The sequence below is a fragment of the Stenotrophomonas sp. 17(2023) genome, assembly GCF_030345315.1.
GTDB classification, from domain to species: Bacteria; Pseudomonadota; Gammaproteobacteria; order Xanthomonadales; family Xanthomonadaceae; genus Stenotrophomonas; species Stenotrophomonas acidaminiphila.
The window spans coordinates 2,038,058-2,058,734 of the sequence record NZ_CP128405.1; the positions used below are offsets into that span (position 1 = coordinate 2,038,058).

At 71.1% G+C, this 20,677-nt stretch carries 20 protein-coding genes and 1 tRNA gene; 5 read left to right on the top strand and 16 right to left on the bottom strand.

Going from position 1 to position 20,677, the window contains the following annotated elements:
• Window positions 1–60: 60 nt before the first annotated feature.
• From hisIE to hisS, 10 genes are all read right to left on the bottom strand, one after another.
• Window positions 61–696 carry a bifunctional phosphoribosyl-AMP cyclohydrolase/phosphoribosyl-ATP diphosphatase HisIE gene (gene hisIE, locus QQA12_RS09195; protein WP_226049134.1) on the bottom strand — a complete coding sequence of 212 codons (636 nt, stop codon included), beginning with the start codon at window positions 694–696 and terminating at the stop codon, window positions 61–63.
• Window positions 686–1,462, bottom strand: coding sequence for an imidazole glycerol phosphate synthase subunit HisF (gene hisF / locus QQA12_RS09200; protein ID WP_226049135.1), 777 nt, complete (start codon window positions 1,460–1,462; stop codon window positions 686–688). The genes hisIE and hisF overlap by 11 nt, the downstream gene beginning before the upstream one ends.
• A complete protein-coding gene (gene hisA, locus QQA12_RS09205; protein ID WP_226049136.1) occupies window positions 1,456–2,190 on the bottom strand; it encodes a 1-(5-phosphoribosyl)-5-[(5-phosphoribosylamino)methylideneamino]imidazole-4-carboxamide isomerase in 735 nt (244 codons plus the stop codon). The genes hisF and hisA overlap by 7 nt, the downstream gene beginning before the upstream one ends.
• On the bottom strand, window positions 2,187–2,789 hold the full coding sequence (hisH, locus tag QQA12_RS09210; protein WP_056932780.1) for an imidazole glycerol phosphate synthase subunit HisH: 603 nt from the start codon (window positions 2,787–2,789) through the stop codon (window positions 2,187–2,189). The genes hisA and hisH overlap by 4 nt, the downstream gene beginning before the upstream one ends.
• Window positions 2,786–3,859 (bottom strand): bifunctional histidinol-phosphatase/imidazoleglycerol-phosphate dehydratase HisB, encoded by a 1,074-nt coding sequence (gene hisB / locus QQA12_RS09215; RefSeq protein ID WP_226049137.1) that lies wholly within the window; start codon window positions 3,857–3,859, stop codon window positions 2,786–2,788. Before hisB ends, hisH begins: the two co-directional genes overlap by 4 nt.
• The gene (hisC, locus tag QQA12_RS09220; RefSeq protein WP_226049138.1) at window positions 3,856–4,938 is read right to left on the bottom strand and encodes a histidinol-phosphate transaminase; all 1,083 of its coding nucleotides are present in this window, start codon (window positions 4,936–4,938) and stop codon (window positions 3,856–3,858) included. Before hisC ends, hisB begins: the two co-directional genes overlap by 4 nt.
• Complete coding sequence (gene hisD / locus QQA12_RS09225) at window positions 4,935–6,230, bottom strand: histidinol dehydrogenase (RefSeq protein ID WP_226049139.1); 1,296 nt, start codon at window positions 6,228–6,230, stop codon at window positions 4,935–4,937. The genes hisC and hisD overlap by 4 nt, the downstream gene beginning before the upstream one ends.
• A complete protein-coding gene (hisG, locus tag QQA12_RS09230) occupies window positions 6,227–7,138 on the bottom strand; it encodes an ATP phosphoribosyltransferase (RefSeq protein WP_056932784.1) in 912 nt (303 codons plus the stop codon). Before hisG ends, hisD begins: the two co-directional genes overlap by 4 nt.
• 10 nt (window positions 7,139–7,148) lie before the next feature.
• Window positions 7,149–7,475, bottom strand: a complete 327-nt coding sequence (locus QQA12_RS09235; protein WP_056932785.1) for a YerC/YecD family TrpR-related protein — start codon at window positions 7,473–7,475, stop codon at window positions 7,149–7,151.
• 132 nt (window positions 7,476–7,607) lie between these two features.
• Window positions 7,608–9,014, bottom strand: coding sequence for a histidine--tRNA ligase (hisS, locus tag QQA12_RS09240; RefSeq protein WP_226049140.1), 1,407 nt, complete (start codon window positions 9,012–9,014; stop codon window positions 7,608–7,610).
• 109 nt (window positions 9,015–9,123) lie between these two features.
• Between hisS and QQA12_RS09245 the strand changes: the two genes are divergently transcribed.
• Both QQA12_RS09245 and QQA12_RS09250 read left to right on the top strand, forming a co-directional pair.
• Window positions 9,124–9,882, top strand: coding sequence for a helix-turn-helix domain-containing protein (locus QQA12_RS09245; protein WP_054666096.1), 759 nt, complete (start codon window positions 9,124–9,126; stop codon window positions 9,880–9,882).
• A gap of 89 nt (window positions 9,883–9,971) precedes the next feature.
• Window positions 9,972–10,418 (top strand): hypothetical protein, encoded by a 447-nt coding sequence (locus QQA12_RS09250; protein WP_054666099.1) that lies wholly within the window; start codon window positions 9,972–9,974, stop codon window positions 10,416–10,418.
• Window positions 10,419–10,553: 135 nt separating this feature from the next.
• Here QQA12_RS09250 and thrC read toward each other — a convergent pair whose 3' ends face one another.
• From thrC to QQA12_RS09280, 6 genes are all read right to left on the bottom strand, one after another.
• Window positions 10,554–11,852, bottom strand: coding sequence for a threonine synthase (thrC, locus tag QQA12_RS09255; RefSeq protein WP_226049141.1), 1,299 nt, complete (start codon window positions 11,850–11,852; stop codon window positions 10,554–10,556).
• Between the two features lie 43 nt (window positions 11,853–11,895).
• The gene (locus QQA12_RS09260; protein ID WP_226049142.1) at window positions 11,896–12,846 is read right to left on the bottom strand and encodes a homoserine kinase; all 951 of its coding nucleotides are present in this window, start codon (window positions 12,844–12,846) and stop codon (window positions 11,896–11,898) included.
• Window positions 12,843–15,347: a bifunctional aspartate kinase/homoserine dehydrogenase I gene (thrA, locus tag QQA12_RS09265; RefSeq protein WP_226049143.1), complete on the bottom strand. Its 2,505-nt coding sequence runs from the start codon at window positions 15,345–15,347 to the stop codon at window positions 12,843–12,845. Before thrA ends, QQA12_RS09260 begins: the two co-directional genes overlap by 4 nt.
• A gap of 513 nt (window positions 15,348–15,860) precedes the next feature.
• Window positions 15,861–16,793, bottom strand: coding sequence for a DMT family transporter (locus QQA12_RS09270; RefSeq protein ID WP_226049144.1), 933 nt, complete (start codon window positions 16,791–16,793; stop codon window positions 15,861–15,863).
• Window positions 16,794–16,876: 83 nt separating this feature from the next.
• A complete protein-coding gene (locus QQA12_RS09275; RefSeq protein WP_054668690.1) occupies window positions 16,877–17,578 on the bottom strand; it encodes an AraC family transcriptional regulator in 702 nt (233 codons plus the stop codon).
• Between the two features lie 55 nt (window positions 17,579–17,633).
• Window positions 17,634–17,710: transfer RNA gene (locus QQA12_RS09280), tRNA-Arg, on the bottom strand.
• A gap of 152 nt (window positions 17,711–17,862) precedes the next feature.
• Between QQA12_RS09280 and QQA12_RS09285 the strand changes: the two genes are divergently transcribed.
• From QQA12_RS09285 to QQA12_RS09295, 3 genes are all read left to right on the top strand, one after another.
• Window positions 17,863–19,395, top strand: coding sequence for an aldehyde dehydrogenase family protein (locus QQA12_RS09285; protein WP_226049145.1), 1,533 nt, complete (start codon window positions 17,863–17,865; stop codon window positions 19,393–19,395).
• A 211-nt stretch (window positions 19,396–19,606) separates the two neighbouring features.
• Complete coding sequence (locus QQA12_RS09290; RefSeq protein ID WP_226049146.1) at window positions 19,607–19,894, top strand: DUF4190 domain-containing protein; 288 nt, start codon at window positions 19,607–19,609, stop codon at window positions 19,892–19,894.
• Window positions 19,895–19,901: 7 nt separating this feature from the next.
• Complete coding sequence (locus QQA12_RS09295; protein WP_226049147.1) at window positions 19,902–20,672, top strand: class I SAM-dependent methyltransferase; 771 nt, start codon at window positions 19,902–19,904, stop codon at window positions 20,670–20,672.
• Window positions 20,673–20,677 lie beyond the last annotated feature (5 nt).

Consider the following 20,677-nt stretch of genomic DNA (forward strand, 5'->3'; position numbering starts at 1 on the left):
GCCACGCGCGCATGGCGCCACGCCGGCCAGGGACGGCAGGCGCCCGTGCCACACCTGCGCTCAGCGTGCCGCCTTCTCCGCGGCCCTGGCGTGGCGCTGTTCCAGCACCGCCACCGCATCGTCCAGCGACAGCCCGCGCGCGCGCAGCAGCACGACCAGGTGGAACAGCAGGTCGGCCGACTCGCCCAGCAGCTCGTCATCGCGCTGGACCACGCCGGCCAGCGCCGTCTCCACGCCTTCCTCGCCCACCTTCTGGGCGATGTGGCGGGTGCCTTTCTCGAACAGCTTGGTGGTGTAACTGTTGAGCGGGCGGTCGTGTTCGCGCTGCCGGACCAGTGCGTCCAGCGCGCCCAGGAACTGCCCCGGCGCGTCGCCGAAACAGCTGTTGCTGCCGGTGTGGCAGGTCGGTCCGTGCGGGTGCGCGCTGACCAGCAGGGTATCGCCGTCGCAGTCGGCCCGGATGGCCACCAGCTCCAGGTGGTGGCCGGAGGTCTCGCCCTTGGTCCACAGGCGCTGCTTGCTGCGGCTGAAGAAGGTCACCCGGCCGTCACGCAGGGTCCGGTCCAGCGCGGCGCGGTCCATGTAGCCGAGCATCAGCACGCGCAATGTCGCCGCGTCCTGCACGATGGCCGGCATCAGCCCGCCGACCTTGTCCCAGTCCAGCGCGGTCGTGTCGAAGCTTGTTTCAGTAGACATCGCGCACCTCGATCTGTTGTTCGCGCAGGAACCGCTTGAGTTCAGGAATGGCGATGGCCCCGGAGTGGAACACACTGGCCGCCAACGCGCCGTCGACGTCGGCCTGTTCGAACACGTCGGCGAAATGCCCGGGCGTGCCGGCACCGCCTGAGGCGATCAGCGGCACGCTGCACAGGGCGCGGGCCTGGCGCAGCTGGGCGATGTCGTAGCCGTTGCGCACGCCATCGCTGTCCATGCAGTTGAGCACGATCTCGCCGGCACCGCGCTGCTGCGCCTCGCGCAGCCAGTCCAGGGTCAGCCGTGCCTCGTCGCGGGTGCGGGCCGGGTCGCCGGTGTAGGAGCGCACGCGCCACTGCCCGTCGGGTTCGCGGATCGAGTCGATGCCGACGACCACGCATTGCTGGCCGAACGCCCCGGCCAGCTCGCCGATCAGCGCCGGCCGCTCCAGCGCCGGGGTGTTGATCGAGATCTTGTCGGCGCCGGCATTGAGGATGGCGCGCGCGGTTCCCACGTCGCGGATGCCGCCGGCCACGCAGAACGGGATGTCGATCAGGCGTGCGACACGCTCGATCCAGCCCCGGTCCACCGAGCGTCCCTCCGGGCTGGCCGAGATGTCGTAGAACACCAGTTCGTCGGCGCCCTGGTCGCGGTAGCGCAGCGCCAGCTCGGTGATCCCGCCCATGTCGACATGGTCGCGGAAGCGCACGCCCTTGACCACGCGGCCATCGCGCACGTCCAGGCAGGGAATGATGCGGCGGCTCAACATGCCAGCGCCTCCTGCAGTTGCAGCCGGCCTTCCAGCAGCGCCTTGCCCAGTACCGCGCCGGCACAGCCGGCCGCACGCGCCGCGGCCACGTCGGCGACATCGCGCACACCGCCGGAAGCCTGTACCGCCACCCCGGGCAGCAGCCGCGACAGATGCGCGTACAGGTCCAGGTTGGGCCCGGACAGCATGCCGTCGCGGGCGATGTCCGTGCACAGCAGGTGCTGCATGCCCGCCTGCGCATAGCGCACGGCGAGTTCGTCCAGGGTGACATCGGCGGTCTCGGTCCAGCCGTGCACCGGCAACCGCCACACGCCATCGTCACCCTGCCGCGTGTCCAGCGCGATGGTCAGCCGCGCGGCGCCGAACTCGTGCAGCCACGCCAGCACCTGCGCGGGCTCGCGTACCGCCAGCGAACCGACCACCACGCGGCTGGCGCCGGCATCGAGGATGCGGGCCACGTCGTCGCGGCAACGCACGCCGCCACCGGTCTGCACCTGCAGCCGGGTGTCCGCGGCGATCCGTGCCAGCAGGGACGCCAGGGTGTAGCCACCGGCCCTGGCCGCGTCCAGGTCGACCAGGTGCATCCACTGCGCGCCGGCAGCGGCGAAGGCCTGTGCGCGCGGCAACGGATCGTCGCCGTAGGTGGTCTGCTGCGCGTAGTCGCCCTGCAGCAGGCGCACCACCTGCCCGTCGCGGATATCGAGCGCGGGATAGACGGTAAAGCTCATGAAAGATCGCTCTGGATGAAATTGCGCAGGATGCGCGCGCCGGGGCCGGCCGAACGTTCGGGATGGAATTGCGCACCGCACAGGCGGCCACGCTGCACCACCGCGGTGAACAGGCCGCCGTGGTGGCACGCGGCCACGGTATCGGAGGTGACCGGTGCGGCGTAGCTGTGCACGAAATAGGCGCTGGAGCCGGGTGTCACGCCGTCCAGCAGCGGCGACTCGCGCAGCGCAAGCAGCTTGTTCCAGCCCATGTGCGGCACCCGCACGCCCACCGCCGGATGCAGGCGTCGCACCACCCCGGGCAACAGCCCCAGGCACTCCACCCCACCTTCCTCGGAGCGCTCGAACAGCAGCTGCATGCCCAGGCAGATGCCCAGCAGCGGCACCTGCAGTTCGCGCAGCGGCTGCACCAGCCCCTGGGCGTGCAGCCGGCGCATGCCCTCGGCGGCGGCGCCGACGCCGGGCAGGATCACCCGCGAGGCGCCTTCCAGGCCAGCGGGCTCGCGCACCATGCGCACCGCCACGCCCAGCCGCTCCAGCGCATAGCGCACCGAGCCGAGGTTGGCGCCGCCGGCATCGATCAGGCCGACCGTGCTCACAACGCCCCCTTGGTCGATGGCAGCTCGGTGCCCTGGCGACGGATCGCCTGGCGCAGGGCGCGGGCCAGCGCCTTGAAGCAGGCCTCGACCTTGTGGTGGTCGTTGTCGCCCTCGACCTTCAGGTTCAGGTTCAACCCGGCCGCATCGCACAGCGAGCGGAAGAAATGCGGCACCAGCTCGGTGGGCATGTCGCCGACCCGCTCACGCTTGAACACGCCCTCGAACACGAAGTACGGGCGGCCGCTGAAATCCAGCGCGGCGCTGGCCAGGGTTTCGTCCATCGGCAGGGTGAAGCCGTAGCGGCCGATGCCACGCTTGTCGCCCAGCGCCTCGCGCAGCGCCTGGCCCAGCGCCAGGCCGGTGTCCTCGATGGTGTGGTGTTCGTCGATGTGCAGGTCGCCCCTGGCCTGCACCTCCAGCGCGAAGCCGCCATGGCGGCCGATCTGGTCGAGCATGTGGTCGAAGAACGGCAGGCCGGTATCCACCTGCGACGCCGCGACCCGGTCCAGGTCGACGGCGACGCGGATCTGCGTTTCCCTGGTATCGCGCTGCACGACGGCGCGGCGCGGCGCATCGGCCAGCTCGTGGGCGATGCCGTCCCAGTCCCAGTCGCCGCCGAACTGCGCGGTGCGCAGCTGGAAGCCCCGGATCTTCATGTTGTCCGCGAACTGGATGTCGGTGGGCCGGTCGCCGACCATCGCCGAGCGCGCCCAGTCGATCGAGCGGTCCTGCAGGTACGGCAGCATCATGCCGATGCCCGGCTTGCGGTTGGGGCTGTTGTCGGCAGGCCAGCTCGGGTCGATGAGCACGTCGCGGAACACGATGCCCTGGCTGGCGAAGATCTGCAGCATCAGGTCGTTGGGGCCGTCGAAGCTTGCCTGCGGGTAGCTGTCGCTGCCGAGCCCGTCCTGGTTGGAGACGATGACGAACTGGTAGCCGGCGTCGCGCAGGCGCAGCATCGCCGGGATCACGTTCCTGACGAAGCGGATCTTCTCGTAGGCGTCGATCTGGAAATCAGCCGGCTCCTCGATCAGGGTGCCGTCGCGGTCGACGAACAGGATGGGGGTCATGCTGCAGGCTCCAGCGTGGCAAGCACGCCCAGTACGCGCGCGTTCTGTTCAGGGGTACCGAGGGTGATGCGCAGCGCGTCGTGCAGCTGCGGCGCGCCGCGCTGGTCGCGCACCACCACCCCGGCGACCAGCAGCCGCTGGAACGCGGCCTCGGCGTCGACCAAGCGCACCAGCAGGAAATTGGCGTCGGACGGGTACACCCGGCGCACGCCGGGCAACTGCGCCAGCGCGGCGCGCAGGCGCTCGCGCTCGGCGCGCACCAGGGCGATGCGTTCGCGCGTGCGCGCCAGCGCCGCGTCGTCCAGCCCGGCCAGCGCCAGCGCCGAACACGGCGCCGGGATCGGGTACGGTGCCTGGCAGTTGCGCAGCACCGCGATCAGCCCGGCATCGGCGATCACGCAGCCGATGCGCGCCGCCGCCAGCGCATGCGCCTTGGACAGCGTGCGCAGCACGGCGATGTTTTCATGCCGCGGCAGCAGGCTTGCCGCCGAAGGCTCGTCGGCGAATTCGGCATAGGCCTCGTCGACCACCACCAGCGCCTGCCCGCGCAGCGCCGCGGCCACCCGCTCGACCTGCGCCAGGCCGATGCTCGACCCGCCCGGGTTGGAGGGCGAGCACAGGAACACCAGGCGTGCGTTGCCCTGCTTCGCGGTGGCGATGATGGCCTCGATGTCCGGCTCCAGCCCCGCCGGGCCGTCGCGCAGCGGCACCTCCAGCGCGGGCGCGTTCTGCAGCCGCGCGCTGACCGCATACATGCCGAACACCGGCGGCGTGTACAGCACGCCATCGCGGCCGGGCGCGCACAGCGCGCGCACCAGCAGGTCGATGGCTTCGTCGCTGCCGCGCCCAAGCAGCAACTGCTCGGACGTGCAGCCGTAAAGCGCGGCCAGACGTTCGCGCAGCGCCTGCGGCTGCGGCTCGGGATAACGCCGGCACAGCGCCGCCGCATCGCCCGGGTTGGGCCACGCCGATTCGTTGGCATTGAGCCAGATCTCGCCTTCCAGCCGGGTGCTGCGCGCGGACGCATATCCGGCGAAGCCGCGCAGGTCCTCGCGCACCAGGTCGAGCACGCCGCTCATTGCGCCACCTCCAGCCGCAGCGCGACCGCGTTGGCGTGCGCGTCCAGCCCTTCGGCGCGGGCCATCACCAGCGCGCACGGCCCGATCCCGGCAATGCCCTGCGCGCTGGCGGCCTGCACGCTGATCTGGTTCTGGAAGCTGGCCACGCTGACCCCGCTGTAGGCGCGCGCGGCACCGGCGGTGGGCAGCACGTGGTTGGTGCCGGAACAGTAGTCGCCCAGCGCTTCGGGCGTGTAGTCGCCCAGGAACACCGAACCGGCCGCCTCGACCCGCTCCAGCCAGTCGCGCGGCTGCCGCAGCGCCAGGATCAGGTGCTCGGGCGCGTAGCGGTTGGAGATGGAGAACGCCTGCTCGATCGACGCGACCTGGACCAGCAGCGAGGCCGCCAGCGCCTGCCGGGCGATGGCTTCGCGCGGCAGCCGCGCCACCTGCCGTTCCACTTCGTCGCGCGCCGCGGCGATCAACGCGGCGTCGTCGCTGAGCAGCAGCACCTGCGAGTCCGGGCCGTGTTCGGCCTGCGACAGCAGGTCGGCGGCGACGAAGACCGGATTGGCACCGGCATCGGCGATCACCAGCACCTCCGACGGCCCCGCGGGCATGTCGATGGCCGCGGCACCGGCCTGCGCCACCTGCTGCTTGGCCTCGGTGACGTAGGCATTGCCCGGCCCGAACAGCTTGTCGCAGGACGGAACGGTTGCGGTGCCCCAGGCCATCGCCGCGATCGCCTGCGCGCCGCCGATCTTGTAGACCCGGTGCACGCCGGTCAGCCGGGCGGCCACCAGTACGGCCGGATCCGCGGTGCCATCGCGGCGCGGTGGCGTGCACAGCACCACCTGGCGGCAACCGGCCAGTTTCGCCGGCACGCCCAGCATCAGCGCGGTCGACGGCAGTGGCGCGCTGCCGGCCGGTACGTACAGGCCGACGCGGGCGATGGCGCGGACGACCTTGCCGCAGACCACGCCCGGCGCGGTTTCCACCGAGTACGGCTGGGCCATGCCGGCGCGGTGATAGGTGTCGATGCGTTCGGCCGCCTGCTGCATGGCGATGCGCAGTTCCGCCGGCACCGCCTGTTCGGCGGCGGCGAACTCGGCTTCGCTCACCTCGAAGCGTTCCAGCGCCACCCCGTCCAGGCGCGCGGTGATGTCGCGCAGCGCGGCGTCGCCGCCCTCGCGGACCTGCCCGATCAGTGCCTCCACCGCGGCGCGGGTCTGCGCGGCCACCGCCTGTGCCGGCCGGGTCAGCGCGCGTGCCTGCGCGTCGGCATCCAGTGCGTTCCAGTCGATGATGTTCATGCCAGCGACTTCTCCACCGCCAGCACCATCAACCCCTGGGCGCCGGCGCGCTCGAGTTCCTCCAGCCGCTGCCAGCTCAGCGCGCCGTTGCACATGGTCTGCAGGCGCACCGACGTGCCATTGCCCGGCAGCCGCAGCAGCGGCTCGGCGTCGGGCAGCAGCCGCGCCAGCGCGTCCACGCGCTCTTCGGCGGCCGAGAACATCAGCAGCTTGCGGTCCTGCACCCTGCTCAGGCCGTCCAGGCGGCGCAGCAGCATCGCCATCAGCCCGGCGCGGGCGTCGTCCAGTTCGTGCACCGGGCCGGCCAGCACCGCTTCGCTGTCCAGCAGCGTTTCCACCGGCCTGAGCTGGTTGGCCGCGAGCGTGGCGCCGCTGGACACCAGGTCGCAGATCAGGTCGGCGGTACCCAGCTTCGGCGCGATCTCCACCGAACCGGACAGTTCCACCACCTGCGCGTCCACGCCCTTGTCGCGCAGCCATGCCGCCAGGATGGCCGGGTAGCTGGTGGCGATGCGCTTGCCCGACAGCTGCGCCACGCCCTGCCAGTCCCAGTCCTCGGGCACGGCGATCATCAGCCGGCACTGGCCGAAGCCAAGCCCGCGCAGCGGCTGGTAGGCGTCGGGCAGGCCCTGCTGGCGGCGCGCCTTGGCCTGCTCGTCCAGTTCATTCAGGCCGACCACGCCGAGGTCGCAGACGCCATCGGCGATCAGCCCGGGAATATCGTCGTCGCGCACCAGCAGCAGGTCCACCGGCAGCGATTCGCCGAAGCAGAACAGCTTGTCGCGGCTCTGCCGCCAGCTCAGCCCGCAGGCGGCCAGCAGGCTGCGCGCCGGGTCGGCCAGGCGCCCGCTCTTCTGGATGGCGATACGCAGCCGGTCGCGGGCCGGCGCGGAGGAGGAAGCACTCATGGGTCTTGTCTCAGTTGGATTCGGCTTTGCGCGCGGACAGGCGCTCGATGGCGACGGCATACCCGCCGGCGCCATGCTCGAGCGAACGCGCGACCCGGCCGATGGTGGTCACGCTCACCCCGGTCAGGTCGTAGATTTCGCGATACGGCACGCCCTTGCGCAGCAACGGCACCACCCGCCAGCGGTCGGCCATCGCCTCCAGCTCGGCCGGCGTGCACAGGTCGCGCAGGAACGCCTGCACGTCCTGCGGCCGCTCCAGCGCGGCGAACGCACGCGCCAGCGCCCTGAGGGAAGCGTCGGAGGCCTTTTCGCGGTCGGGGTCTGGGCGCGGTTTCATACGTACCAATGTAATAGCGTGCTAATACATTAGTCCAAACCATCCACCCGGTCAAACGGGCGCGGCGCCGGCTTCCGGGCATGAAAAAGGCCCCGCGATGCGGGGCCTCGGGTCCGGACGCGGCGCGGGCGCTCAGCGCGCCATGGCGCGAGCCTGTTCCAGTTCCACCTGCAGGGTGGATGCCAGCTCGTCGCGGGCGACCTCGAACTGCTGCTCGCGCAACAGGTCCTTGACCGCGACCACGCCGCGCGCCAGCTCGTCGTCGCCGGCCAGTACCACGAAGCGGATGCCGGCCTTGGCCGCGTACTGGAACTGCTTGCCGATCTTCTTCGGCTCCATCTGCACTTCGGTGTTGATCCCGCCGGCACGCAGGCGGCGGGCGATGTCCAGCGACTGCGGCATCGCCGCCTCGTCCATCAGCGCCACCATGGCCTGCACGCTGCTCTCGGCGATGCCCTCGATCAGGCCGGCCTCGCGCAGCTGCCAGAAAAGGCGGGTCAGGCCGATGGAAATGCCCACGCCCGGCAGCCGGCTCTTGGTGTAGTGGCTGGCCAGGTCCTCGTAGCGCCCGCCGGAACAGATCGAACCGATCTGCGGGTGGTCCAGCAGGGTGGTCTCGTAGACGGTACCGGTGTAGTAGTCCAGCCCGCGGGCGATGGAGAAATTCAGGCAATAGGCGCTTTCCGGCACTCCCAGCGCCTTGACCAGTTCCAGCACCTCGCGCAGCTCGGCGGCGCCGGCACGCAGCGATTCGCTGGCTGCGGCACCGGCATCGGCCAGCACCGCGTCGATCCTGGCCAGCGCGTCGGCATGCGACTGCGAGCGCACCTCGACGAAGGCCAGGATGCGCTCCACGGCGGCGGCAGGAAGGCCGAAATCCGCGCCGACCAGGGTCTCGCGCACGTAGTCGGCACCGCGCTTGTCGAGCTTGTCGACCTCGCGCAGCACCAGTGCCTGCAGCTGCGGATCGGACACGCCCTGGGCCTCGAAGAAGCCGCGCATCAGCTTGCGGTTGTTCAGCTGTACCGCGAAGCTGCCGATGCGCAGTTCCGAGAACACCGCGTGGATCACCGCCAGCACCTCGGCGTCGTAGCGGATGCTCAGCGCATCCTTGCCGATCACGTCCACGTCGCACTGGTAGAACTCGCGGAAACGGCCGCGCTGGGCGCGCTCGCCGCGGTACACCCGCTGCATCTGGTAGCGGCGGAACGGGAAGGTCAGCTCGTGCTCGTGCTCGGCCACGTAGCGCGCCAGCGGCACGGTCAGGTCGAAGCGCAGCGCCATCTCCGGCAGCCCCTTCTCGGCGGCCCCGGCGGCATTGGCCAGGGCCCCGGTGGACTGCACGAAATAGACCTGGCGCTCGGTCTCGCCGCCGGACTTGGTCAGCAGGACGTCGGACAGCTCGAACACCGGGGTCTCCACCGGCAGGAACCCGAAGCGCTCGTAGTTGCGGCGGATGACGTCCAGCATGCGCTGGAACGCAATCTGCTCGCGCGGCAGCAATTCCATGATGCCGGGCGGGGTACGGGGCTTGATCACGGGCGAAACTCCTGCAAACAGTGGGGATGAGCGGACGCCAATTCTAGCGCCACCCCGCCCACGCCGACCGCATGAAGTATCATGGGCGCACACCCCCCGCCGCGACGCCATGACCCGGTCCGTTCCCGGTTCCGAGCCAAACTCCGTACCGCCCCCCGTTTCCGAAGGAAGCGGCGCCCGCGAGTGCCTGCACTGTTCGGTGCGGCACCTGTCGGTGTGCTCGGCGCTGTCCTGCGACGAGGTGCGGGCGCTGGAACAGATCACCCTGTCCATGCCGGTGCCGATGGGCGCCACGCTGGCGCGCAGCGGCGAGCCCCGCGCGCACGTTTTCACGGTCACCGAAGGCGCGCTGCGGCTGGTCCGCACGCTGGCCGACGGCCGCCGCCAGGTCAACGGGTTCGTGCTGCCCGGCGACTACGTGGGCCTGAGCGGCAGCGACCTGCACCGCTACGATATCGAGGCCATCGCCGACAGCCGGGTGTGCCGGGTGGCGACCTCGCAGATGCGCGACCTGCGCCAGCGCTATCCGCACCTGGAGCGCAAGCTGCTGCAACGCGCCTGCCAGGAACTGGATGCCGCCCAGGACAACGCCATGGCGCTGGCCCGGCTGCAGCCGCCGGAACGGCTGGCCGATTTCCTGCTGCGCCTGGCCGCGCGCGAGGCGATGCTGGGCCAGGTCGGCAACCGCGTGGCGCTGCCGATGGGCCGTGGCGACATCGCCGACCACCTTGGCCTGACCATGGAAACGGTGAGCCGCACCTTCACCAAGCTGCGCCAGCAGGGGCTGATCGCCCTGCCGCACCTGAACGTGGTCGAGATCCTCGACTTCACCGGCCTGCAGCGGCTGGCCAACGACGACCTCGGCTGAGCCCCGGCCCGCGTTTGACGCCCCCCGCCCGGCCCTGCAAGCTGGGCGCGACCGCCGTGCCACCGCCGGCGGCTGACCCGGGAGGTCTCATGTCGCGCCTGATCGCCACACTGCTCTCCATCGCCATCGGCATCGGTTTCATGCTGCTGGTCCTCTACGCCTGGCCGGCCATCGCCGCCTACAACGCGCTCCCCGCATGGCTGGCGCAGGCCGGGTTGTCCGGCACCGCCTGGTACGGCGCGCTGACCCTGCAGGACTTCGCGATCAACCTGCTGCTCGCCCTGCCGGCGGCGTGGCTGCTGCGGCGGCTGGGCCGCGACCGGCTGCGCTTCCACTGCGCGCTGGCGACGCTCACCTTCGCCACCGCGTTCACGGTCGCGGCCGGCCTGCCGGTGTTCTCCGCCGGCGGCTTCATCGTTGCCGGCTGGCTGCTGATGCTGGCCGCACTGCCGCTGGCGACGTGGCTGCTGGGCCTGCGCGGGCGCGGCAACCGGCACCAGCCCTCCGGCCCCCTGCCCAGGCCACGCGCGGCCTGAGTCCGCATGCCGGTCTGGCGCCATTTTCGCCAGACCGGCGCGAACGCCCGCCGCTGCTGGCGCGGCGGGCACTTGTCCACAGGCTTTCCTCGGCACGCTCCACATCCGCTGTGGACAACGCGGCGGGTGCCGGCGTCAGCGCAGCAGCGTATCGCGCAGCGCGGCGTACTCCGGGGCGCAGGGCTCGGCATGGGCCGGGCGCCGCAGCAGCTCGGCCAGTGCCGGCGGCACCGGCACCTCGCAGCCGATCAGGGGCTCGACCACCGCCTCGAACTTGGCCGGATGCGCCGTCGCCACCACCGCCCAGTGCTCGTGCGCCGCGGCCTCGCCGCTGGCGCGCAGCTGCTCCAGCACCCGCACCGCGGTAGCGGTATGCGGGCACAGCACTTCGCCATGCCGTCGATGGCGCGCGGCGATGGTGTCGGCGATGGCCTCGTCATCGACCGCGCGCGCGACGAACTGGGCACGCAGCACGGTGTCGTCGCCGGCATACAGCCAGCGCAGCCGCTCGAAGTTGCTGGGTGCGCCGACGTCCATCGCATTGGCCAGGGTGGCCACGCTGGCACGGGCCTGGTACGGGCCGCCACCGAAGTAGTCAGGCAACACCCGGTTGGCATTGGTGGCCAGCACGATCCGGCCCAGCGGCACGCCCAGTGCGCGCGCCATGACCGCCGCCATCGCGTTGCCGAGGTTGCCGGTGGGAACCACGACGTTGAGCAGTGCGTCCTGCGCGGCCTGGTGGGCCAGTGCCGCGTGCGCGTAGTAGGCCATCTGCGGCAGCAGGCGGCCGAGGCTGATGCTGTTGGCCGAACTCAACGGCACCCGCGCCTGCAGGTCCGCGTCGTTCAATGCCTGCTTGACCATGGCCTGGCAATCGTCGAACGAGCCGGACACGCGCAGCGTGCGGATGTTGCCGCCCAGGCAGCCCAGCTGGTGCGCCTGACGCGGCGACACCCGCCCATCCGGGTACAGCACCACCACCTGCAGGCCGGGCTGGCCGTGGAATGCGGCGGCGACGGCCGCGCCGGTGTCGCCGGAGGTCGCGACCACGATGGTCAGCGGCCGCGCCTGGCCCGCCCGCAGCCGCGACAGGCTGGCGGCAAGGAAGCGCGCGCCGAAATCCTTGAACGCGGCCGTGGGGCCGTGGAACAGCTCGAGCACGTGATCGTTGCGGGTGGCCAGGCGGCGCAATGGCGCCGGGAAGTCGAACGCCTCGGCACAGATCCGCGGCAGCTCCGGCTCCAGTCCGTCGCCGGCGAAGAATGGCTGCAGCAGCGTGGATGCGGTATCGGCCAGCGAAGCGCCCGCCTGCAGGGTCCGGGGCGCCGGCATCTGCTGCGGCACGTAGAGACCGCCATCGGGCGCAAGGCCGGCGGCGATGGCCTGGCTGAGCGTGGCGGCAGGTGCGTTGTTGCGGGTGGAGATGAAGTGCATTGGGAGAGGATTCCGTGAAAGCGCCCCGCGGGAGGGCGGGGATTCAAAGCAGGCGCGCGCCCGGGCTGTCCAGCGGCGTCACCCAGCTCTGGCTGTCGAAGCCGGCAGCGGCGAAAGCGGCCCGCACCTCCGCTGCGGCGGCCTGCGCGGCTTCGGCGGTCTCGAACCATGCGAACACGCTGGGGCCGGCGCCGGAAATGCTCGCGCCCATGGCGCCGGCCGCCAGTGCCGCCTGCTGGGCGGCGGCGAAGCCGGCGATCAGCGGTGCGCGGCGCGGCTCGACCAGCACATCGCGCAGGCCTGCGCGGACCAGCCCGGCGTCGCCGGCATGGCAACCGGCCAGCACCAGCGCCAGGTTGGTGCTCTGCGCGACGAATTCCCCGAGCGCATAGCTTCCCTGCAGCGCCGCGCGCGCGCGACGGGTTTCCAGCTGCGCATCCGGATGCACCAGCAGGCTGTGCCAGTTTGGCGGCACCGGCACCGGCACCAGCCGCTCCAGGGTGGACAGCACCAGTCCGCCCAGGAACATCGGCCCGAGGTTGTCGCCATGGCGGCTGCCACTGGCCACGGCCTCGCCGTCGAGCGCATGCAGGTACAGCTGGTCCCGGCCCAACGGCGCATCCAGCAGCGCATTGGCCGCGACCAGCGCGGCCACGCATGAGGCCGCCGAGCCGCCCATGCCGGAACTGAGCGGAATACCCTTGTCGATCTCGATCTCGAAGCCGAACGGCAGGGCCAATGCCTGCCTCAGCGCGATCAGCGCCGCACCGGCGGTGTTGGCGGCCGCCTGCCTGGGCAGGTCCACGGCGGCGCCGCGGATCGCCGCGATGCGGACCTCCGGGGCATCGATGCGGCGTACCGTCACCGTGTCGCCGACACCGGCCACGGCATAGCCGAGCAGGTCGAATCCGACCGCCACGTTCGCCACCGAGGCCGGCGCGAAGGCGCGCGCCTGGTCCCGGCCGGCCACCGCCTGCGTTGCTTGCCCGCTCACAGTCGCGCTCCCTCCCCCGCAGCCACCCGCAGCACGTCGGCGAACACCCCGGCGGCCGTCACTTCCGGGCCGGCGCCCGGCCCCTGCACCACCAGCGGATTGTCGCAGTAGCGGCGGGTGCAGAACTGCACCACGTTGTCGGTCAGGCGCAGGTTGGCGAAGGCATGGTCAGCAGGCAGCTCGACCAGGCCGACCGTGGGCCGCTGCCCCGGCTCGAAGCGCGCGACATAGCGCAGCACGTTGCCGCGCCCGCGGGCGTCGGCCAGGCGCTGGCCGAAGCCGGCATCGACCTCGTGCAGGCGGGCCATGAAGTCCTCCACGCCGCCCTGCTGCAGTTCCGCGGGCACCAGGCCTTCCACCGCCACGTCCTCCAGGCTGAGCGCGTGCCCGGCCTCGCGCGCCAGGATCACCAGCTTGCGCGCCACGTCCACCCCGGACAGGTCGTCGCGCGGATCCGGCTCGGTGTAGCCCATCGCCCGCGCCTGCGCGACCAGCTGCGAGAACGGCACGCTGCCGTCGTACTTGTTGAACAGCCAGGCCAGCGTGCCGGAGAAGATGCCGGCGATCGCGGTGACCTCGTCGCCGGTATCGACCAGGTCGCGCAGGGTGGTGATGACCGGCAACCCGGCACCTACCGTCGCCTCGTAACGGAAGCGCGCGCCGGTGGCGGCGGCCGCCTCGCGGATCGCCTGGTAGCGCGCCAGCGGCCCGGAACCGGCCTGTTTGTTGGGCGTGACCACGTGGATGCCGGCGGCGAGCCAGCCGGCATAGCGGTCGGCCACGTCCGCGCTGCCGCTGCAGTCGATGACCAGGGCGTGCGGCAGGCGCGCGGACAACAGGTGCTCGGTGAAACGGTCTAGGTCGGCCGGCTCGGCGCCGGCCTCGAACGCGGCCTTCCAGTCGCCCTGCACGCCCCGCGCGTCCAGCAGCATGCGGTTGCGCGACAACACCGCGCGCAGGCGCAGGTCCAGCTTCGCCCGCGCCAGCAACTGCGGCTGGGCCAGGTGCAGCTGCTCCAGCAGCGCGGCGCCGACGTTGCCCGGCCCGATCACCCCGACCGAGAAGGTCTGCGGCGACAGCCAGAACCCGGCATGCGCGGCACGCAGCGCCTTGGTCGCGTCGCGGGCATCGATGGCCACGGAAATGTTGCGCTCCGACGACCCCTGCGCGATGGCCAGGATATTGACCTGCGCCCGCCCCAGTGCCTCGAACAGGCGCGCGGCCACGCCCGGCTGGCCGGCCATGCCATCGCCGACCGCGGCCAGCACGCTCACGTCCCCGGTCAGCTGCACGCGCTGCACCTGGCCGGCGGCCAGTTCATGCGAGAACGCCTGCACCAGCGCATCGCGCGCGCGCGCCGCTTCGGCCTGGCGCACCACGCAGCAGATCGAGTGCTCGGACGAGCCCTGCGAGATCATCACCACCGACACATGCGCGTTGCGCAGCGCCGCGAACACGCGTTCGGCGGTACCCGGCACGCCGATCAGGCCGGTGCCCTCGACGTTCAGCACCGCCAGGTCGGGGCTGAGCGTCAGCCCCTTGATCGGCCCCCTGCCGGCGCTGACCGCGGTGATGCGGGTACCGGGATGCTCGGGGTGGAAGGTATTGCGGATGATGATCGGCAGGCCGCGCTCGATCGCCGGGGACATGGTCTGCGGGTGCACCACCTTGGCCCCGAAATAGGCCAGTTCGCAGGCTTCGTCGTAGCTCAGGGCTTCCAGTTGCACGGCCTCGGGCACCACCCGCGGATCGGCCGAGAGCACCCCGTCCACATCGGTCCAGATGTGCAGTTCGTCGGCGGCGAACAGCGCGGCGAAGATCGCGCCGGAGAAATCGCTGCCGTTGCGGCCAAGCGTGGTGATGTTGCCCTTGCGGTCGCGGGCGACGAAGCCGGTCACCACCAGCCGCCGCGCCGGGTGCGCGTCGCGCCACAGCGCCAGCTTGGCGGCGCTGGCCTTCCAGTCCACGTCGACGCCGAGTTCGCCATGGTCGACCACCAGCACCTCGCGTGCGTCGAGCACGTCGGCGTCTTCGCCCAGCGCCTGCAGGTGATGGCCGAGCAGGTGCGCCGAGAACACCTCGCCCAGGCCCTGCACCCGGTCCAGCACCTCCTGCGGCAGCTCCCCGATCACCGCCAACGCGGCGAGGATCTCGCGCAGGCGATTGAAGCGCGCATCCAGCCACTCGATGCTCGGCCCGGCGTTCTCGGCCAGCAGCGCCACCGCCGCCGCGCGGTGGCGGGCGCGCAACTCATGCCAGCGTTCGTCCCAGCCCGGGTCGGCGGCGGCCGCCAGCCGCGCCAGGTCGATCAATGCGTCGGTCACCCCCTTCATCGCCGACACCACGGTGACCTGCAGGTCCTCGTCGCGTGCCAGCAGCAGCCGCGCCACGTGGCGATAGCGGTCGGCGTCGGCCACCGAGGTGCCACCGAACTTGTGGACCACGCGGCGGACGACGGCGTCCGTGGCGGGAGCGAGGGAGGGAGCGGCAACTGGCGACATCGGATGAACCTCGGCTGGAGGCCCCGACACGCATCAGGATGGGATCCCCCGCATCCTGATCCGGGTGCGGGGCCGTGGTTTTCGGAAATTACGCGAAGACGACGGGCCGCACCGGGCGAGTGGTGACGGTAATGGTGGTGGTGGTAATGGACAGGCCGCCGCGGTCGCCCGGCCGCGCGCCTGCGGGCGGCGGGTCGATGGCGAAGAGGGGCGACGGCATGTGCATGCGGTCAAGAGGACAACACGGGTGAATGCGCTGTCAAGTGCTGCGACGCAAAAGACCACTTGCGCCCATCGTCGGCGAACACGCACTTATCGGTTGCAAATGTCATCAACGCCGATCATCGGCCATCTACACCGCAAGCATCGACAAAAGTCCGGTTCGAAAGCGGCAACGGTGCGCCGGGACCCGCCACCCTGCGGCGGCACATGCCCACCGCGCCGACATTCCCGACCCGCAGGTTCCGGCCGGATCTGCGCGGAACACGCACCTGCGCCCGGGTCGTGGCGCCGTCAGTGCTGTGCCAACGCCGCGGGCGCTGGCCGGTGCGCCGCGGCGGCCAGCACCACGCCGGCCAGGAGGCAGCCGGCCGCCAGCAGCTCCAGCGGCAACGGCCAGCGCTGCTGCCAGAGGAAGCCATAGAGCAGGCCGAACAGCGTCTCGAACACGATCATCTGCCCGCCCAGGCTGAGCGGCAAGGCACGGCTGGCGCGGTTCCAGCAGGCGTTGCCGAGGATCGAGGCCAGCACCGCCACCGCCGCGGCGACCAGCCAGAACTGCACCCATTCGGCACCAGGCCGGCCCTGCCCTCCGGCGGCGAATGCGATCGGCGCCGCCAGCAGCGCCAGCCCGCCCGTCGCCACTCCGGTCAACAACGACCAGTCATGCCCGGACACGTCCGGGCACCGCGCCAGCCAGCGCGCATTGCCTACCGAATACACCGTCCATGACAGCAGCGCGCCCACCGCGCACAGCAGGCCGACCAGGCGCCGCCCGGTACTGGCATGCACATGCGAGGATGCCATCGCCGCCCACCCCATCAGCACCACCCCGGCCACGCACAGCGCCAGCGCCGGAGCCAGCTTCGACAGTGGCACCGCGCCCGGTTCGCGCGCGGCGGTGACCGCCACCAGCACCGGCACCATGCCGACGATCAGCGATGCCGCCGCGCCGCCGCTCCACTGCACCGAAACCGACAGCAGCACGTAATACAGAAGGTTGCCCAGCAGGCTGAGCCAGGCCAGCGCGGTCCATTCGGTACGGCCGATGCGCGAACGCAGGGCCGGCCAGCGCGGCACCAGCAGCACCAGCGCCAGGGCGCCGTAGACCAGGTAGCGCGCAGCCGCCAGCTGCAGCGGCGCGAACCCGGACAGCACCGCCGGGGCCAGGAACACCACGCCCCACAGCGCCCCGGAAGCCACGCCGTTGGCGATCCCGACACTCATCGAACGACTCACGCTTGCCGCACCATTGCCATGGAGAACGGCGCGCAGTGTAGGCACCGCGGCGGGCCGCGTCTTGACCCGGGCTACTGCCGGGCGCGCCATTGCCGCGGCGTGCGCCCGCTCTCGCGCCGCAGTGCACGGGCGAACGCGCTGTGTTCGGAGTAGCCGGCGCGCAGGGCGATGTCGCTGATGCTGGCATCGCTGCCCAGCAGTTGCTGCCTGGCCCAGCGCAGGCGCGCGGCACTGACCCAGGCCAGCGGCGGCAGCCCGAACTCGCGGACGAACAGCGCATGCAGGCGGCTGCCGCTGACCCCGGCCATGGCGGCCATGCGCGCCACCGACCAGTCCAGGCCCGGCGCCGCGACCACGGCCATGCACACGCCCTGCAGCCGCGCGCCGCTGCCGGCCGGGGCAAAATGCCGCAGCAGGTGCGGCAGCGGGTCGCCCATGGCCCGGCTGCCGGGCAATCCCTGCAGGCGCTGGCGCATGTCCGCCGGCACCGCCAGCCATGGCCTGCGACGCAGGTGTTCGAGCGTGTCGTCGTCCAGCACCCCGGCAGCGCAATCAACGATCAGGCAGCAGTTGTCGCCCAGCACCTCCAGGTCATGGGTCTGGCCGGGGGCGACGAAGGCACCCAGCAACCGGTCCAGGTGGGCGCCGGCACCGCCCACCTCGAATGGCAGCTCGCCATGCACCGGCAGCACCCATTGCGCATGGTCGTGGCACTCCAGCCCGGTGGGCCGGAGGTAACGACGCAGATGGGGGATGCTGGCGCTGGCGGACATGCGGGCGGTCTGCGCAGGGGCGCCGCCGCGGGGCATCGCGCGGCAGGCGGGACGATGGCGGCCCCGACACGATTCGAACGTGCGACCTGTCCCTTAGGAGGGGACCGCTCTATCCAGCTGAGCTACGGGGCCTGCGGACGCGTATTGTGGCATGCCGCCACCACATCCGGCATCCACCCGGGGCCAAGAAGGGCGCGCGGCTCTGCTAAAATCGTCGTTCTGCATGCCGCACCCCACCGCTGCCAGCGGCTGCGCCCCCCAACGCAAAGCAATCAGGAGATTTCATGTCCTTCGAAATGCTCAAGGCGCTCGGCCTCGACGCTTCCAACGCTGGCACCTACCTCGGCAATGGCCAGTGGTCAGCGGCCACTGACGCGGGCGTGCTCTCGCCGCGCAACCCGACCACCGGCGAGGTCATCGCGCAGGTGCAGGCCACCACCGAAGCCGATTACGAGACCGTTGTCGCCCGCGCGCAGGAAGCCTTCAAGGCGTGGCGCACCACCCCGGCACCGCGCCGTGGCGAGGCCGTGCGCCTGTGCGGCGAGGCGCTGCGCAAGCACAAGGACGCGCTGGGTTCGCTGGTCGCCCTGGAAATGGGCAAGTCCAAGCCCGAAGGCGACGGCGAAGTGCAGGAGATGATCGACGTCGCCGACTTCGCGCTGGGCCAGAGCCGCATGCTGTATGGCTACACCATGCATTCCGAGCGCCCCGGCCACCGCATGTACGAGCAGTACCACCCGCTGGGCCTGGTCGGCATCATCTCGGCCTTCAATTTCCCGGTCGCGGTGTGGGCCTGGAACGCGTTCCTGGCCGCGATCTGCGGCGACGTGTGCATCTGGAAGCCGTCCAACAAGACCCCGCTGACCGCCATCGCCACGATGAAGATCTGCAACGAGGCGCTCAAGCAGGGCGGCTTCCCGGACATCTTCTTCCTGATCAACGACGCCGGCACCGCGCTGTCGGAGAAGCTGGTGGACGACAAGCGCGTGCCGCTGATCTCCTTCACCGGCTCGACCCAGATCGGCCGCATCGTCAATGAGCGCGTCGCCCGCCGCCTGGGCCGCTGCCTGCTGGAGCTGGGTGGCAACAACGCCATCATCCTGGACGAGACCGCCGACCAGAAGCTGGCCGTGCCGGGCATCGTGTTCGGCGCCGTCGGCACCGCCGGCCAGCGCTGCACCACCACCCGCCGCCTGATCGTGCACGAATCGATCTACGACAACGTGCTGGCCACCCTGGTCAAGGCGTACAAGCAGGTCGAAGGCAAGATCGGCGACCCGACCGACCCGGCCAACCTGATGGGCCCGCTGAACAGCCCCGAGGCCGTGCAGCAGTTCCTGGCCTCGATCGAAAAGGCCAAGGCCGCCGGCGGCACCGTCGAGACCGGCGGCACCGCCATCGACCGCCCGGGCAACTTCGTGCTGCCGGCCATCGTCACCGGCCTGAAGAACACCGACGAGATCGTCCAGCACGAGACCTTCGCCCCGATCCTGTACGTAATGAAGTACTCGACCCTGGATGAAGCCATCGACATGCAGAACGGCGTGCCGCAGGGCCTGTCCTCGTCGATCTTCACCACCAACCTGAAGTCGGCCGAGAAGTTCCTGTCCGCGGCCGGCAGCGACTGCGGCATCGCCAACGTCAACATCGGCACCTCCGGCGCCGAGATCGGCGGCGCGTTCGGCGGCGAGAAGGAAACCGGCGGCGGCCGCGAGTCCGGCTCGGACGCGTGGAAGGTCTACATGCGTCGCCAGACCAACACCATCAACTACTCCGACTCGCTGCCGCTGGCCCAGGGCATCAAGTTCGACCTGTGATGGCATCGGCCTTCGCCGATTGAAATGACGATGCGGCCACACGGCCGCGTCGTACGGCGAAGCCAGCGGCAGGGCCTGGTCCAAGGCGTGGCCGGACCATGCCGCGCGGTGGCGGCGCCAGGCACTGGACGAGGGGGCGGCCAAGCCCGCCCCTTCCCCCTTCCCTCTCCTGCCCGGAGAGGGGCTCCATCCCAGCAACGGAGTCCCAACCATGAGCATTCCCGCACCACGACAGACCAGCAACTATGCCGTGATCGCCCTGGTCGCCGGCATCCTCGGCTGGACCCTGCTGCCGCTCCTGGGCAGCCTCGGCGGCATCGTCTTCGGCCACATGGCACGCGGCGAGATCCGCCGCAGCAACGGCCAGCTCGATGGCGACGGCCTGGCCATCACCGGGCTGGTGCTGGGCTGGGCGTCGGTGGCGCTGTGGGTCATCGCCATCCTCGCCTTCATCCTGTTCTTCGGCGGTCTGGCCTGGCTGGCCACGCTGAACGCCTGAGGCTGGCGTGCAGCCCAACGGTCCGACCGAGCGTTTCAGCAACCGGGTGGCGGACTACGTCCGCTACCGCCCCGGCTATCCGCCGGCGCTGCTGGACTGGCTGCATCGCGACATCGGCATCCCGGCCACCACGCCGGTCGCCGACATCGGTGCCGGCACCGGCATCTCCGCCCGCCTGTTCCTCGACGCCGGCCACCCGGTGATCGCGGTCGAACCCAACGCCGCGATGCGCGCGGCCGCCGAGCACTGGCTGGCAGCCGGTCATCCGCAGCTGACCTTCGTCGCCGGCACCGCCGAAGCGACCACGCTGGCCGACGCCAGCGTCGGCCTGGTCAGCGCCGCCCAGGCCTTCCACTGGTTCGACACCGAAGCGCTGCGGCCGGAATGGCGCCGCATCCTGCGCCCGGGCGGCATGGCGCTGGTGTACTGGAACTCGCGCCTGCTCGACGCCTCGCCCTTCCTGTCCGCCTACGAGCAGTTGCTGCTCGACTACGGCACCGATTACGCCGCGGTGGCCGAACGCTACCAGGACGACGCCACCATGCGCGCATGGTTCGGTGACGGTCTGCGCGGCCAGGTGCAGTTGCCCAACACGCAATACCTGGACTTCGACGGCCTGCGCGGCCGGCTGCAGTCCTCCTCCTATGCGCCGCCGGCCGGCCATCCCCGGCATGCGCCGATGCTGGACGCCCTGCGCGGCCTGTTCGACACCCATGCGGTGGACGGACGGGTCGCCTTCGAATACCGAACCCGTGCCTTCGTCGGCACGCTGGACTGAACCCC

What these genes read in the sequence shown, in the direction of transcription:
- QQA12_RS09290 (WP_226049146.1), top strand. Translation starts at nt 19,607, where the DNA reads ATGAGCATTCCCGCACCACGACAGACCAGCAACTATGCCGTGATCGCC.
- hisA (WP_226049136.1), bottom strand. Translation starts at nt 2,190, where the DNA reads ATGAGCTTTACCGTCTATCCCGCGCTCGATATCCGCGACGGGCAGGTG.
- thrA (WP_226049143.1), bottom strand. Translation starts at nt 15,347, where the DNA reads ATGTCGCCAGTTGCCGCTCCCTCCCTCGCTCCCGCCACGGACGCCGTC.
- hisF (WP_226049135.1), bottom strand. Translation starts at nt 1,462, where the DNA reads ATGTTGAGCCGCCGCATCATTCCCTGCCTGGACGTGCGCGATGGCCGC.
- hisC (WP_226049138.1), bottom strand. Translation starts at nt 4,938, where the DNA reads ATGAGCGGCGTGCTCGACCTGGTGCGCGAGGACCTGCGCGGCTTCGCC.
- QQA12_RS09245 (WP_054666096.1), top strand. Translation starts at nt 9,124, where the DNA reads ATGACCCGGTCCGTTCCCGGTTCCGAGCCAAACTCCGTACCGCCCCCC.
- hisG (WP_056932784.1), bottom strand. Translation starts at nt 7,138, where the DNA reads ATGAGTGCTTCCTCCTCCGCGCCGGCCCGCGACCGGCTGCGTATCGCC.
- thrC (WP_226049141.1), bottom strand. Translation starts at nt 11,852, where the DNA reads ATGCACTTCATCTCCACCCGCAACAACGCACCTGCCGCCACGCTCAGC.
- QQA12_RS09275 (WP_054668690.1), bottom strand. Translation starts at nt 17,578, where the DNA reads ATGTCCGCCAGCGCCAGCATCCCCCATCTGCGTCGTTACCTCCGGCCC.
- QQA12_RS09285 (WP_226049145.1), top strand. Translation starts at nt 17,863, where the DNA reads ATGTCCTTCGAAATGCTCAAGGCGCTCGGCCTCGACGCTTCCAACGCT.
- QQA12_RS09270 (WP_226049144.1), bottom strand. Translation starts at nt 16,793, where the DNA reads ATGAGTGTCGGGATCGCCAACGGCGTGGCTTCCGGGGCGCTGTGGGGC.
- hisD (WP_226049139.1), bottom strand. Translation starts at nt 6,230, where the DNA reads ATGAACATCATCGACTGGAACGCACTGGATGCCGACGCGCAGGCACGC.
- QQA12_RS09235 (WP_056932785.1), bottom strand. Translation starts at nt 7,475, where the DNA reads ATGAAACCGCGCCCAGACCCCGACCGCGAAAAGGCCTCCGACGCTTCC.
- QQA12_RS09250 (WP_054666099.1), top strand. Translation starts at nt 9,972, where the DNA reads ATGTCGCGCCTGATCGCCACACTGCTCTCCATCGCCATCGGCATCGGT.
- hisIE (WP_226049134.1), bottom strand. Translation starts at nt 696, where the DNA reads ATGTCTACTGAAACAAGCTTCGACACGACCGCGCTGGACTGGGACAAG.
- hisB (WP_226049137.1), bottom strand. Translation starts at nt 3,859, where the DNA reads ATGACCCCCATCCTGTTCGTCGACCGCGACGGCACCCTGATCGAGGAG.